The sequence below is a fragment of the Nosocomiicoccus massiliensis genome, assembly GCF_002871345.2.
Taxonomy (GTDB): Bacteria; Bacillota; Bacilli; order Staphylococcales; family Salinicoccaceae; genus Nosocomiicoccus; species Nosocomiicoccus ampullae_A.
Genome location: NZ_CP136964.1, coordinates 193,475 through 208,106 on the forward strand (window position 1 = coordinate 193,475; position 14,632 = coordinate 208,106).

General features: G+C 32.8%; 14 protein-coding genes. 12 read left to right on the forward strand and 2 right to left on the reverse strand.

The window, feature by feature from the left end; genetic code table 11:
- Positions 1 to 12 precede the first annotated feature (12 nt).
- The 7 genes from allC to CJ229_RS00970 all read left to right on the forward strand — a co-directional run bounded on the left by allC (position 13) and on the right by CJ229_RS00970 (position 7,210).
- The gene (allC, locus tag CJ229_RS00940; protein ID WP_102167567.1) at positions 13 to 1,233 is read left to right on the forward strand and encodes an allantoate deiminase; all 1,221 of its coding nucleotides are present in this window, start codon (positions 13 to 15) and stop codon (positions 1,231 to 1,233) included.
- Positions 1,234 to 1,373: 140 nt separating this feature from the next.
- Positions 1,374 to 2,315, forward strand: coding sequence for a carbamate kinase (gene arcC, locus CJ229_RS00945; RefSeq protein WP_068128083.1), 942 nt, complete (start codon positions 1,374 to 1,376; stop codon positions 2,313 to 2,315).
- A 117-nt stretch (positions 2,316 to 2,432) separates the two neighbouring features.
- Entirely contained in the window at positions 2,433 to 3,788 is a 1,356-nt protein-coding gene (locus tag CJ229_RS00950) for an IS1182 family transposase (RefSeq protein WP_102167897.1), read from the forward strand.
- A 150-nt stretch (positions 3,789 to 3,938) separates the two neighbouring features.
- Complete coding sequence (locus tag CJ229_RS00955) at positions 3,939 to 5,153, forward strand: CynX/NimT family MFS transporter (RefSeq protein WP_102167667.1); 1,215 nt, start codon at positions 3,939 to 3,941, stop codon at positions 5,151 to 5,153.
- 5 nt (positions 5,154 to 5,158) lie between these two features.
- Complete coding sequence (locus CJ229_RS00960) at positions 5,159 to 6,493, forward strand: protein adenylyltransferase SelO family protein (protein WP_102167666.1); 1,335 nt, start codon at positions 5,159 to 5,161, stop codon at positions 6,491 to 6,493.
- Positions 6,494 to 6,594: 101 nt separating this feature from the next.
- On the forward strand, positions 6,595 to 6,780 hold the full coding sequence (locus tag CJ229_RS00965) for a type II toxin-antitoxin system HicA family toxin (RefSeq protein WP_102167665.1): 186 nt from the start codon (positions 6,595 to 6,597) through the stop codon (positions 6,778 to 6,780).
- 31 nt (positions 6,781 to 6,811) lie between these two features.
- Entirely contained in the window at positions 6,812 to 7,210 is a 399-nt protein-coding gene (locus tag CJ229_RS00970; RefSeq protein WP_070457806.1) for a type II toxin-antitoxin system HicB family antitoxin, read from the forward strand.
- A 56-nt stretch (positions 7,211 to 7,266) separates the two neighbouring features.
- Here CJ229_RS00970 and CJ229_RS00975 read toward each other — a convergent pair whose 3' ends face one another.
- Both CJ229_RS00975 and CJ229_RS00980 read right to left on the reverse strand, forming a co-directional pair.
- Complete coding sequence (locus CJ229_RS00975) at positions 7,267 to 8,355, reverse strand: YkvI family membrane protein (protein WP_102167664.1); 1,089 nt, start codon at positions 8,353 to 8,355, stop codon at positions 7,267 to 7,269.
- Positions 8,356 to 8,497: 142 nt separating this feature from the next.
- A complete protein-coding gene (locus CJ229_RS00980; protein ID WP_317846592.1) occupies positions 8,498 to 9,586 on the reverse strand; it encodes a YkvI family membrane protein in 1,089 nt (362 codons plus the stop codon).
- A 318-nt stretch (positions 9,587 to 9,904) separates the two neighbouring features.
- On the opposite strand from CJ229_RS00980, the gene CJ229_RS00985 reads away from it, so the two are divergent.
- The 5 genes from CJ229_RS00985 to CJ229_RS01005 all read left to right on the forward strand — a co-directional run bounded on the left by CJ229_RS00985 (position 9,905) and on the right by CJ229_RS01005 (position 14,359).
- The gene (locus tag CJ229_RS00985; RefSeq protein ID WP_102167662.1) at positions 9,905 to 10,252 is read left to right on the forward strand and encodes a hypothetical protein; all 348 of its coding nucleotides are present in this window, start codon (positions 9,905 to 9,907) and stop codon (positions 10,250 to 10,252) included.
- A gap of 288 nt (positions 10,253 to 10,540) precedes the next feature.
- On the forward strand, positions 10,541 to 10,636 hold the full coding sequence (locus CJ229_RS00990; protein WP_143861279.1) for a type I toxin-antitoxin system Fst family toxin: 96 nt from the start codon (positions 10,541 to 10,543) through the stop codon (positions 10,634 to 10,636).
- 721 nt (positions 10,637 to 11,357) lie between these two features.
- Positions 11,358 to 12,953, forward strand: a complete 1,596-nt coding sequence (locus CJ229_RS00995) for an ABC transporter ATP-binding protein (RefSeq protein ID WP_180953413.1) — start codon at positions 11,358 to 11,360, stop codon at positions 12,951 to 12,953.
- 57 nt (positions 12,954 to 13,010) lie between these two features.
- Positions 13,011 to 13,994, forward strand: coding sequence for a ribosome small subunit-dependent GTPase A (gene rsgA, locus CJ229_RS01000; protein WP_102167660.1), 984 nt, complete (start codon positions 13,011 to 13,013; stop codon positions 13,992 to 13,994).
- 197 nt (positions 13,995 to 14,191) lie between these two features.
- Entirely contained in the window at positions 14,192 to 14,359 is a 168-nt protein-coding gene (locus tag CJ229_RS01005) for a hypothetical protein (RefSeq protein WP_168165514.1), read from the forward strand.
- Positions 14,360 to 14,632 lie beyond the last annotated feature (273 nt).

Genomic DNA, 14,632 nt, shown 5'->3' on the forward strand with positions numbered 1-14,632 from the left:
GGGGCATGATATATGGATATTCGTTCAACGTTTATAAAGTTAGATGAAAAATTTTCTCGTTTTGGTGGTTTAGAACCACGTGGGATTACACGATTATTATATACAGATGAGTGGAAGGCTGCCGTTAATGCCCTCATTGAAGAGTTCGATAATAACGGATTAGAAGTCGTTCAAGATTCAATCGGTAACGTTTCAGGTAAACTCGTTGGAGTAAATAGCGATGAGACGATTTTAACGGGATCTCATATCGACACTGTCGTTGAAGGTGGTCATCTCGACGGGCAATACGGAATTCTCGCCGGACTTACAGCGATTCTTTACTTAAAAGAAAAATATGGTCAACCTAAGAAAAATATTGAAGTACTTGCACTCGCTGAAGAAGAAGGTAGCCGGTTCCCAATTGCATTTTGGGGCAGTAAAAACTTCTTTAACATTCAAGATAACGAAATTGTAAAAGGACTCACAGACTCTGAAGGCGTTAATTTTGTCGATGCTATGAGACAATCAGGTTTTGACTTTAGAACAGACGACTCAGTACGAAACGACATTAAAGCGTGGATAGAAATTCATATTGAGCAAGGTCAAGTGCTAGAAAAAGAACAAAAACAAATCGGTGTCGTTACAGGTATTGTTGGTTTTAAACGATATTACATAAACTTAAAAGGTGAAGCAAACCATGCTGGAACAACACCGATGGGTTATAGAAAAGATGTAGTTGTTTCATTTAGCGAAATCGTACAAAGACTAAATCAGAAAGCTAAAGAGATTGGAGATCCACTTGTCATTACGTTTGGTAAAGTAAACCTCGTTCCAAATGTCACGAACGTTGTCCCAGGTGAAATTGAATTTAGTGTAGACACGCGTCATATAGACGAAAAGGAATTAAATCACTTTAGTAAAATTGTCGAAGATACGATTCAAGAAGTTGCTACAAAAAATGGATTAGAAGCGACGATTACACTTCATTTAGATGAACAACCAACATTGATGAATGAAGAAATTATAAAAACGATCGAAGATTCTGCAAAAGAAGTAACATCAGGGAACTATAAGTTTATGGTTTCAGGCGCAGGTCATGACACACAAATATTTTCACAGTTTGTACCATCAGGTATGTTGTTCGTATCATCTATCGGTGGATTATCTCATAACGTCGAAGAAGACACAGATATTGAAGATTTAGTTAAAGGGATTGAAGTTTTAGCAAAAGCGTTGTATAAATTAGCGTATTAAAAAGATATGAAATCACTAAAATTACTTATTTATTCATAAAGAAAGTTTTGATAAAATAAAAATGCTGTATAAATTAAATCTTACGTCAAATGTGAGTGACCATATGGCATCAATTAAATATTTAATCAGGAGTGGTATTAATGAGTCAAAAAGTAGTTTTAGCATTAGGTGGTAACGCAATTTTACAACCAAAACAAGAGCCAACTTACGAGAACCAGTACGAAAACGTGTATAGCGCAGCGACGAGTATGGTTGACCTCATCAAAGCAGGACACGAAATTATCGTTACTCATGGTAACGGACCTCAAGTTGGTCTTATTATTGCTCAAAATGAAGCGGCTAAAGCTGACATTAAACCGATGCCAGTATTTGTAAGTAGTGCGGAATCACAAGGTATGATTGGATTCATGCTTGAGCAAGCACTAAAAAACAAGCTGAAAGAAGCAAATATCGACAAAAACGTCGTATCATTACTCACGATGACTGAAGTTGACAAAGACGACGAAGCGTTTCAAAATCCGACTAAACCAATCGGCGTATTCTTCACTGAAGAAGAAGCAAAACGTATGGAAGAAGAACTCGGATACGACATGAAAGAAGACGCAGGACGTGGATATCGACGCGTCGTGCCATCTCCAGAACCAAAACTTATTCACGGTGTCGAAGAAATTAAAACACTTTCTGAACAATCGATCGTTATTTCTTCAGGCGGTGGGGGTATTCCGGTTTGGCGTGACGAAGACGGTGTCATTCACGGAGTGGACGCTGTAATCGATAAGGACCGTTCAGCACTTAAACTTGCACTACAAAGTGATGCAGATAAGTTAATGATTTTAACAGATGTACCGAACGCTCTTATTAACTACGGTACAGAAAACGAAACAAAATTAGAACGCGTCACTGTCGAAGAAATGGAACGATATATTGAAGAAGGTCACTTCGCTTCAGGTTCAATGCTTCCTAAAGTAGAGGCAGCAATTGGTTTTGCAAAATCAGGTGAAGGAAAAGAATCGATTATTTGTTCATTATCTGATGCGGTTAAAGCATTAGCAGGTGAAGCGGGTACTCATATTACGTTATAATATAATTACACAGCCAATTATTGGCTGTGTCAGGCTGTAGACAAAGTCTCTTATGAGATGACGTCTACAGCCTTTTTTTATAAAATATAATTAATATGATTATTTTGGAGGGAAATCATGTTAGGAAAATCATTAAATTCACGTGATCAAATAGAATTTGTAGCGATTAGCGACCTCGTACCAAAAGATCATCTACTAAGAAAAGTGGATGCCGTATTAGATTTAAATTTTGTGTATGATTCTGTAAAGGATAGATACTGTTTAGATAATGGTCGACCTGGGATTGATCCAGTAATTCTTGTAAAAATTGTGTTGATTCAACATTTATTTGGTATAAAATCCATGCGACAAACAATTAGAGAAATTGATACAAACGTTGCTTATCGTTGGTATCTTGGTTTTGGATTTCATGATAAGGTGCCACATTTTTCAACCTTTGGAAAGAATTATGCACGTCGCTTTAGTGACGGTCAATTATTTGACGAGATTTTTGAGCATATTTTAGAAATCGCGATGTCTCATGGACTGATTGACACTTCTGCATTATACATAGACTCAACGCATATCAAAGCAAACGCTAATCGTAATAAGTATACGAAAGAAACGATTAAAAAAACAGCGACTTTCTATGCTGAGGAATTACGTGAAGAAGTCAATGACATCCGGTTATCAGAAGGAAAAAAGCTTTACCCTCCAAAAGAATCCAATGAAGAAAAAACGAGTCGTGTTAGTAAAACAGATCCGGATGCAGGATATTATGTAAAAAGTGAGCGTGAAAAACAATTTGCTTACAGTATGCATGCCTGTGTAGATAGTCACGGATTTGTACTTGATCAACATGTGACCCCTGGAAACATTCATGATAGTACCCAACTCCATGTCTCCATCGATCGTTTACTCGAAAAGGGCTATTCCATTCAAAGTGTTGCGGTAGATGCGGGGTATAAAACACCAGCGAACGCGAGATATTTACTTAATAAAAACATTACACCGTATATGCCATATACTCGACCACGAGGTTCAAAGGATTTACTCAAAAAGAGTGAATATGTTTATGATGAATATTATGATGTTTACTTATGTCCTGGCGGTTCAGAACTCACTTACAGACGCACAGATAAGGACGGTTATCGCCTGTATATGTCAGATCCTATGAAATGTAAAGAGTGTCCGTTACTTTCACAGTGTACAAAAAGTCAGGGGAAACAAAAAGTGATTACCCGACATGTATGGCAATCCTACATTGATACAGTCGAAGAAATTCGACATACGGAAAAAGGTAAAACTGAATATAAGAAGAGATCCCAAACCGTCGAACGTCGTTTTGGAGATGCGAAAGAGCAGCATGGACTCAGATGGACACGTCATAGAGGTATTAAAAAAGTGTTCCGAGACACCACGCTTATTTGTGCATGCATGAACTTGAAAAAGTTGGCAAACTGGCTCATCAAAGAGCCTCAACTGACAGTGTAAACCACTGTTTTTTCTTTGAAATATCAAACTTATTTTAAAATATATGTAGAAAAAAAGACGAACCTCTTTTTTAGAATTTAAAAAAAGGTTCGTCTACAATCTGACACAGCCAATTATTGGCTGTGTTTTTCTAGTTTAAGGAGGATACTATTGAGTGGAAAATTATATGATTTAAAAGAGCATTGGATGCTAATTATTTCATTGATGCTCGTTGCATCGATTTTACGTGCACCAATTACAGCTGTTGGTCCTGTAGTCGATCAAATTAAAGCATCACTACAAATTTCGAATACAGTCGCTGGACTTCTCACGACGATACCACTCTTAATATTTGGTATCGCGTCACCAATTATACCGAAACTCGTAAGAAAATATTCTATTAACCTGATCATATTTTATTCTTTAATTTTTATATTATGTGGTCTTGTCATTCGAAACTTATCGAGTGTCGAGTGGTTTATATTAGGAACAATTATTATCGGATTAGGGATAGCAGTTGGAAACGTGACGATTCCGAGTTATGTGAAGCTAAAATTCCCGCTTCATATTGGTCTTGTCACTGGTTTATACGGTGCTGTGATGAACGGTATGGCGGGTGTTGGAGGTGGTTTATCTTTTCCACTATCAGAGGTGAGTCGATATGACTATAAATTATCATTATCGATTTGGCTTATTTTAGCTCTATTAGCGATTGTTTTTTGGATTAAACAATTAAAAGCACCGACTTATCATACTAAAGGAGTCGATGAGAATACACCTACACTCACTGTGAAAGACATAACAAAATCGAGAATAGCGTGGGGTCTCGCACTTAGCTTCGGTTTACAATCTATGATTTTTTATAGCGTCGTCGCTTGGGTTCCGACAATTTTAGTTGCACAAGGATTAACATTTAAAACTGCGGGATACTACTTTATGTTCGCACAATTTATTCAAGTCCCGATTGCGTTTATTTTCCCTCAATTTGTTGAAAGTGTAAAAAACAAACGAATACCAGTCATTATTATATTTATATGTTTCATTACAGGTTTTAGTTTAATGTTCGTTCAACAAAACATCGTATTACTCATTGCGATGTTACTTATTGGTAGTAGTGCTGGTTCGGCTTTTTCAACATGTATGGTTCTATTTTCTTTAAAGGCGAATACATATGACGGGAGCATGATGTTATCCGGATTCTCTCAGTCAGTCGGTTACATTATCGCAGCGAGCGGGCCACTCTTAATGGGTATGATTCAAGATCACATTCAAAACGAAATCGTTAATATTTATATTTTCATTCTGTTAAGTATAATGGTATTTATAACGTTAATGATTGCCACTGAAGATAAAACAATCGAAGAAACGATTTTTACAAAGAGGTAGATTATATGTATAGCTACACATATTTAGATAACAGTGAAATATTTTATGAAACTCATACACCACTACATTATGATTTTAAAGAGAAACTATTTAACGTACCGTTAGGTCGTAAATTCGACTTTAAAAGTGCATCAGATTTATTTAATAATCAAGAGACACCATTTTCTCAAAGTTATTTTGGTCATCAGTTTGGTAACCCAGTTATTTTAGGAGACGGCAGACAAATAATAATAGGCGAAACATTATTAGACAATTCACCTGTTGACATAGCTGTAAAGGGAAGTGGACCGACGAGGTATTCTCGTGGTGGAGACGGATTACTGCCGATCGACGCTGCCATTAAAGAATACATTTACTCAGAGTTTTTATATAATATTCATATACCGACGACGAGAAGTTTAGCGTTATTAGAAACGACTGAAGTTGCTGAAAGAGTAGTCGATAAGACAGCCGCGTTACTAATCCGAGTTGCGAATTCTCATTTACGTGTTGGTACGATTCAATTTGGCAAGGTAGCTGGAGAACCGTATTTAAAAGAAATCGTCGATTACGCAATTAATAGACATTATCCGTATTTAAAAGATATTGACGATAACAAAAAATACAAAATGTTTTTTGAAATGGTCGTAAGAAAACAAGCCGAACTCGTTGCACATTGGCAAAGTGTTGGATTTGTGCATGGAGTTATGAATACAGATAACGTAACGATTGACGGTTCAACAATTGACTTTGGACCGTGTGCATTTTTAGAAACGTATCATCAAGACGCAGTATTTAGCCAAATTGACGAGGGCGGTAGATATCGTTATCAAAACCAACCGAAAATTATGCACTGGAACTTAAGCAAACTCGGTGAGGCGATGATTTCATTATTTAGTGACGATGAAAAAGAAGCGGTTGAAATTGCGCAATCCGTACTCGATCAATTCCCTAAATTTTATAACCGCAAATGGTTTACGTTAATGGGTGAAAAAATCGGTATAGAAGATATCGACTATAACGATGAAAACGACCAAAAAATGATTATTGAATTTTTAAAAGAAATCGAAGAAAGACAACTCGATTATACAAATACGTTTAGACAACTCGCTTTAGGGACACTAGCATTTACACCAAATTATCGTGATCACGTCGTAGATTATGACTTAATGAAACGAAAAAATCCATCGTTTGTGCCGAGACATCATACGGTACAGCAAGCGATAGAAGATGCAATAAATGGGGATTACAATAAAGTACATGAAATGCTAAAGGCAAGTACAAAACCATATAATGACAACGTTCCAGAGTACTTAAAAGAGTCGAGAGGCAACGACTTTTATACGACGTGTGGAACGTGAGAGGATATAGAACTACTGAGCTAAAGTAGTTCTTTTCTTATTCTCAAAATATTTTACATATGTTATAACATATATTATAATTGTTGTAGGAGGTAAATCTAATGAGTTCATCAAAAGATCTTATTAAAAAGATTGAGCACGAGGGTTGGTATCTTGTTAAAATCGTTGGAAGTCATTACCATTTTAAACATGATACAAATCCAGGAAAAGTAACTGTGCCTCATCCAAAAAAAGATTTACCTCGAGGTACAGAGCGTTCAATTTTAAAGCAAGCAGGGCTTTTATAGACTGCTTGCAAATAAATTAGGAGGACTTACTATGAAATATCATTATTATGCAATTCTTGAAAAAGAAGATGAAAACTATAACGTAAGGTTTCCAGATTTACCAGGTGCTCTTACATTTGGTGAGGATATTGAGGATGCTATTTATATGGCAAAAGATGCATTAGAGGGGCACCTGTTAGTAATGGAGGATGACGGGGATTATATTCCAAATGCGACTGATTTTTCTGAACTAAAACCTTTATTAAATGACAATGAACAACTACAACTAATTGTTGCAGATACTCATCTTTTACGTATAAAAGAAGAAAACAAAACAGTGAATAAAATGGTGACATTACCAAATTATCTAGTGGAATTAGGTAAAGAAAAAGGCATTAATTTTAGTCAAACATTACAACGTGCACTAAAAGAAGAACTTGGTGTTAAGTAAGTTTTTCAGTATAAACAAACACTCCTAAACTGGTCGTCCAATTTAGGAGTGTTATTTTATTCTTCGCTATTTGTATTGTCGTAATATGGTGAGCGTTGAACTTTCTTTCTCACCCATAGTACAAAGTAGCCGATTGCGATGATTATTCCTAAATATCCATATAATGGATAGAATATGTTAATTAATGTAACGAAACCGATACGTGTTAAGAAGAATGATACGATCATTAGTACGACAAGTAAAATGACGTATTGTTTACTTCTAAAACTTGTGAATCGAACGAGGACCGCATACATTAATGCAACGACTGTATTGTAGATAAGTACGATAATGACGATCGAGTATATAGATCCAAAAATTGGATGTACTGCGTTTGCGACAACTAATGATGGTACGTCTTTAGTTACTGCACTATCCATGTTCAGTAATAAACTTCCGTTTACTAGTAGAAGTAAAATTAAAACAAAGAATCCACCGAGTAACGAACCTCTTTTTACTACTTCATATAATCTCGTGTCAGAACCCATAATCGTAATAAAACTAAATCCAACTCCGAACATTAATCCGGCATATACAATCGCATCAATCCACCAGTTGTTCCAAGGTGGTACTGTTGAGTCCGCATAAGCTGCACCTTCAGAAAGTGTCATATCTGCTGTTGAAAATGCGTAAATCGACATAATTGTTACCATAATTAAAAGAATCGGTGTCGCAATACCGAGTAAGTTAATGATTTTATCGAAATCTAACATTAACGTAATTGAGACGAGTACAATTAATACAATCGTACCGACCCATGTCGGCATACCAAAGCTTTCATTTAAGTTACTACCGCCACCAGCTAGCATAATAAAGCTCGTGACGAACATAAAGAATATAAGTAAATAGTCAAGTATACGTCCAAACACGTTACCGAATAATTTATTGAGTGGTAATTCGTGTGATTCTACGTCATATAAGTATCCGACTTTCGCAATTTGTCTAAAAATAAACGTCATAATTAAAACAGAAAAAATAATAGATATGAAACTCGCCATTCCATTATTTGTAAAAAACTGCATAATTTCTTGGCCAGTTGCAAATCCGGCACCGATTACGATACCACAATACGCAAAGGCAAACTTTAAAAGTTCCTTTATATTCAAAAAACCATCTCCTATACATGATAATTATATAATACGGATGAAATATGTAAAGTTTACAATGACTCTTATAGGGCTGTATTGATTGTGAGGTGGTTTGTTTACACAAAAAAACCTATCCAAAACTTTGGATAGGTAATGATAACTATTCTCCACTATTTGTATTGTCGTAGTACGGAGAACGTTGTATTTTTTTTCTAACCCATAATACGAAGAATCCGAATCCGATAATGATACCGAGATAACCATATAATGGATAGAATATATTAATGAGTTCAACGAATCCGATGCGAGTAAATAAGAACGCAACGACCATTAAAACACTGAGTAGTACGACATACTTTTTACTTTTAGCTTCAGTGAATCTAACGAGTACTGCATACATAAGTGCCACTACCGTATTGTAAATAAGTACGATAATTACAATAGAGTAGATAGAACCAAATAGTGGATGCACTGCGTTTGCTACGACGAGTGCTGGAATATCTCTAGTTACTGCAATATCCATATTTAATAATAATCCACCATTTAATAGAAGCATTAAAATTAGAACGAATAGTCCACCGAGTAATGAACCTCTTTTAACAACTTCGTAAAGTCTCGTATCTGATCCCATAATCGTAATAAAACTATATCCAACGCCGTACATCAGTCCAGCGTATACTGTTGCATCAATCCACCAAACATTCCAAGGTGGTACTGTAGAATCCGCATATTTCGCACCTTCTATTAATGAAAGGTCTGCATTGATAAATGCGAAAATTGTCATAAAGATAACCATGATTAAAAGAATTGGTGTTGCGATACCGAGTAAGTGTATGATTTTATCAAAATCTAACATCAGTGTAATAGACACTAATATAATCATAACAATCAATCCAACCCATACTGGCATACCGAAACTTTCGTTTAAGTTACTACCACCACCAGCAATCATGACAAAACATGTTACATACATAAAGAATATAAGTGCGTAATCTAAAAATGTTCCAAAATATTTACCGAATAATTTTATGAGTGGTAACTCATGTGACTCAACGTCATATAAATAACCAACTTTTGCTGATTGTCTAAATGCAAAAGTAACCATTAAAACAGCGAGCGTAATTGCTGCGAAACTCATTATTCCGTTATTAGTAAAGAACTGCATGATTTCTTGACCAGTCGCAAATCCAGCACCGATGACGATACCACAATATGCGAACGCGAATTTTAAGAGTTCTTTAATATTCAATGTATCATCTCCCTTTTATACATACATTTTTCGATTATACAGAACGTAGATTATATGTAAAGTAGGATATTACACTATACGTTAAATAAAACAACCATAATTTACATAGTGTAATATTTCTCTGAAATTAGAAAAATGATAGCGCATTAATGTCAAATAAAAAAGATAAACATTTAAAATAATGTTTATTTCGGTTGGTAGATAATATGATGAAGAATCCGACTAAAGTAAGAGAATTTTTACTTTTTTGAAAGTGAGGTTGCTGCAATTATCTATGCTTTACTCATTGGACTAACATAAAACTCAAAATATGTTTCAATGCAAGGGATTAACAATCCAAGTATAATCTATCAACAGATTTTAGAAGTCGGTCAAAACACAGTTAAGATACCAAATGTAGTGTATACAGTAGATAATGATGAAGTAGGACTAAGATTTAATCAAGATAAAATTGAAAATAATTTAGTTCACCGTGAACACGGAGAAATGCGGATATTTTTTGCTGTACCACCTAAAAGAGTAAATGTAAAAGATTGGAATGATGAGTTAGTAAGAAGAAATGTACATGCTTATCAAGAACATGAGAAAAATATTCCATTAAGTAAGAAACAGTATTTACAAAATTACAGACATTTAGAGAGTAGTAGAGGTATGGAAATGAAATAATCAGTAAATATTGATAACAAAATTATTTTATATTATAATATATGTACATCTTCTTTTTTTCTAATTCTTTTATAGAATTAGAGATGATATTTATTTACAATTATAAAGATCGGTGCATAACGCATCGATCTTTTTTTATATTCAAACACTACATATTGTTTTCTTTTGTGAAATAAAAAGTAGACAGTATTACTCATCTGTTTACTTCTCATATAGAATTTAATTGTTATAATAATATAGTCGCCGTAACTTCCTGGCGAATATTTACCAGGAAGGAGGTGAAACACCATGGAATTAATTTTTGTTAACATCATTGCCCCTATTATTGTTGGGGGTATCGTTGCGTACTTTGCGTATTGGTTACGTAATCGCAATGATAAATAGGCGACAATAGCCAACACCATAAAAAAGCCCTCACTATTGCGAGTAGTGAGGGCTTTGGTGAAGCCATGGAACTAATTTTTGTTATTTATATTATACAATTTATATTAGTGACTTGCAATGTTCAAGCTATTTGACTTCTAAATTAAATATTTCCCCTTTTACGATATCTACCATTATATCTATCATCTTCATATAACATTAATTATTAAATTGTTTATTTATTAGGTTTATAATACTGATTACTATTTTATTATGTACATAAAACGAACAAATTTTAGAAGTTGGTCAAAATACAGGAAAGATACCAAATGTAGTGTATGCAGTAGATAATGATGAAGTAGGATTAAAATTTAATCAAGATAAAATTGAACATATTTATTTTATATTAGGACCTGAAAAAAGAAAATGAAAGATGGTGAGCTGATAGAAAGAACTGAAAGTAAGGGTTTACATTAATCTGTCAATAGAGTAATCTCTATGTAAGAAGTAATACTAATGAAAAATTAGGTTTAAAAGAAACTTCATTTTTTAACATAGAAATTAAAATATAAATAACTTCCCAGTTCATCTTTTTAGAGATGGTAGCGTATACTGGATGCGGAAGTGACTACATCTATATATGTGGATAAAAATGATTTTTCTTTATTATATTGTCGAGGAGGGGTATTAATGATTTATTTTCGAAATTACTTTAATAAAAGATTTGTAGGAGATGAAGTATTTGGATTTTTGTAAAACGTTTATTTTTTATTACATTAAACCTTTTAAAAAAGAAAATTTTTTTATGCTATGTATTATAGCACTTGGATCGTTGACTTTAACTGCTTGGGGCATTTCTAGTTCCTATGCGCTAACAAGTTTAGCAAATCATGACGTAAAAAAGTTCTACATGTGGATATTAATCATGATAGTCTCTCTTATTATTTGGTCTCTTCAGATTCATTTAGATTCATGGTATTATACAAAAGTTGTTCAGAAAATGAATACTCAGATACGTATTGATATTGCAGAACATTTAGGAAATATTGAATATCAAGATTTTCATCAAAAGAGTAGTGGAGAGTATACCTCTTGGATGACAAATGATATTAATATGATTAATGATTATGGGTATGCAACTTTACAAATGATTATCACTCAAATTTTTACGATAACTTTTAGTAGTATCGCTCTTTTTTCATTTCATTTCAGTTTAAACATAGCGGTATTTTTCTTTGCTATTATTATGATTATCACACCCAAATTTTTTAGTAAATCAATGAATAGAAAAATTAATGAAGTATCAAATGCCAATGAAAAATTCACAAATTATTCTAATGATATATTCGATAAATACGATTTGTATTATAGTACAAATAATGAAAAAATACTTGTTGAAAAATTTGAAAAAGAATCATTAAAATTGGCGAATAAAAAAATATCTTTAGCCACTTTAACTGGATATATGTATGGTACTAATAATTTTGTTAGTTTAATAAGTCAAGTGGCTATTTTACTAGTTGCTGCATTGTTATTTTTTAAAAATATCGCCCCAATTGGTACGATTACAGCAGCACAATATTTTTCTGCAACTATTTTTACTAGTTTGATGGGGATTAGTTCAAATTATGTAGAGTTAAAAACAACGCAACCAATATTTGAGAAGTTTTTCAAAAGTAAGAGAAGAGTAAATAATAAGGAAGAACTATTAACTATTTCACAAGGCATTGAATTTTCAAATGTTAGTTTTAAATATGATGATGAAGTTGTGCTTGATAATGTGAATTTAAAATTTGAGCCTGGTAAAAAGTATGCGTTAGTAGGACCATCTGGATCGGGAAAATCAACGATTTTGAAGCTGTTGATGGGATTCATAAATGATTATGATGGCGCAATAACAGTTGATGGAAAAGATGTAAAAACATTTTCAAAAGATTCCTGGGTGAATAAATTTACATACCTTGAACAAAAATCTCCAATTATAGTTGGCACATTATTAGAGAATATTGATATTTCAAACACTAATAACCAAATAGATATTGCTAATTTGATGGATAGAGTTGGATTAAGTGAATGGACAATAGATAAGGATGTCTCGAGTTATATCATTAATGAAAATATTTTATCTGGTGGACAAAAACAGAAAATTGCATATGCGAGATCTTTAATTAGAGATACAGAGATTATATTATTTGATGAAGGCACATCCGCTTTAGATAGAGAAAGTGCTTCTATTATAGAGGAAGATATTTTAAATAGTAATAAAACAGTGATAATAATATCGCATCACTTAACAGATGACATAAAAAGTAGATTAGATACTATTTATTACTTGTAAAATATTTTAAAGTGCATTATGGGACGTAAAATTTATTAGTAAGAAGATGGTGAATATATGGATTACGGTATTCGTGAATATTCGAATAAAAATGATTTAGATATAAATAAAGTCGGAAGAGTTATTGTAAAGTATGGTCATTACTATGATATATACTTAAATAATAATATATATAGAAAAGTAATGGCAGTAAACCAAATTTCTAGCGATCAAGTATTCGTTGGGGATTTTGTTCATGTTGTGAATTTAGATGATGAACACTATATTGTAGAAGTATTAAAGCGTAGAAATGTGGTTTCTAAAGAAGCAAGTACAACAATGAAGTCGTATCATGATAAAAGTAAAGAACAAATACTAGCAACTAATGTTGACAACGTGTTTATACTTATTGCAGCAGATCAAAAGTTTACAATTGGTAAATTAGAAAGATATATTTTAACTTTTAAAAAGAAAGATATTCATTTAAATATTGTTATCACTAAAGCAGATTATAGAGATAAGACAGAAAGTATTCGTAAAGAAATAAATAAGTTTTATCCAGAATTAAATATCTTTTTATTGTCTAATTTTAATGCTGATAATATTGAAGACTTTAAACAATTAATTCAGAAAAATTCAATTTCTATTTTATTAGGAGCTTCAGGAGTAGGAAAGTCAACGTTATTTAATAATTTATTCAGTCAAGACAACCAACACACGCAATCAGTGCGTACGGATGGGAAAGGTAAACATACTACAACACATACTCAAATGCTATATAATGACTTGTTAAATGCATATATCATAGATACACCAGGTTTTAAAACAATTAATGCGGTACATTCTGTAGATGAGTCCATTCTTTTTTCTGACATTATGAAGTTATCTAAATACTGTAAATTTAGAGATTGTACACATTCACATGAACCAGGTTGTGCTGTAAAGAAAGCAATAAATGAAGGCGATATTAGCGAAGATTACTATGAACGATATTTAGAAAATAAAAGAATTATCGACGGACAGATACGTCATCAAAAACAAAAAGAAAGGAAGCATAAATAATGTTTATGCTTCCTTTCTTTTTGAGGTCTATCTTAGATTTTTAAAGTTAGTTTTATATTATTCTTTTTCTAATTAAAGGCATATGACCTTTTAATAAATGAATTTTATTACTTATTAAACGGTTATTTTTTATTGTTTTAAAGTTCATTTACTCAGTATAATTATATATGTACAAATACTATTTATGTTATTGTTTTTTGTCTATAAAATTAAGTTTCTACCATACGTTAGAAGGAGCACTTGATTATTTATTAGTAGATGATGAGTTTAAATTATTAGAAACAGATATTAACATGATGACACAAACAATTAATGAATTTTATATAGGCGATTTAAAAGAGTTAATGATTTATAACTATTACTAAAGCAAGGCGCTCTATAGAGTGCTATCAGAATGTAGACGAACCGTTTTCAGAATTTAAAATAGGTTCGTCTTTTCTAAGCTTACATATAAGTTGTAAAAAAGCTGTAAACGTCATCTCATATGAGACTTTGTCTACAGCTTGAGATAAACATTGAAAACAATGTTTATTTCAGTTGGTAGATAATATGATGAAAAATCCGACTAAAGTAAGAGAATATTTAATTTATGTAAAGAATTTATCCAACAAGACGAGAGAAATAATGCCGTTTATGTA

What these genes read in the sequence shown, in the direction of transcription:
- CJ229_RS00950 (WP_102167897.1), top strand. Translation starts at nt 2,433, where the DNA reads ATGTTAGGAAAATCATTAAATTCACGTGATCAAATAGAATTTGTAGCG.
- CJ229_RS00990 (WP_143861279.1), top strand. Translation starts at nt 10,541, where the DNA reads ATGGAATTAATTTTTGTTAACATCATTGCCCCTATTATTGTTGGGGGT.
- CJ229_RS00985 (WP_102167662.1), top strand. Translation starts at nt 9,905, where the DNA reads ATGCAAGGGATTAACAATCCAAGTATAATCTATCAACAGATTTTAGAA.
- arcC (WP_068128083.1), top strand. Translation starts at nt 1,374, where the DNA reads ATGAGTCAAAAAGTAGTTTTAGCATTAGGTGGTAACGCAATTTTACAA.
- CJ229_RS00960 (WP_102167666.1), top strand. Translation starts at nt 5,159, where the DNA reads ATGTATAGCTACACATATTTAGATAACAGTGAAATATTTTATGAAACT.
- allC (WP_102167567.1), top strand. Translation starts at nt 13, where the DNA reads ATGGATATTCGTTCAACGTTTATAAAGTTAGATGAAAAATTTTCTCGT.
- CJ229_RS00965 (WP_102167665.1), top strand. Translation starts at nt 6,595, where the DNA reads ATGAGTTCATCAAAAGATCTTATTAAAAAGATTGAGCACGAGGGTTGG.
- rsgA (WP_102167660.1), top strand. Translation starts at nt 13,011, where the DNA reads ATGGATTACGGTATTCGTGAATATTCGAATAAAAATGATTTAGATATA.
- CJ229_RS00970 (WP_070457806.1), top strand. Translation starts at nt 6,812, where the DNA reads ATGAAATATCATTATTATGCAATTCTTGAAAAAGAAGATGAAAACTAT.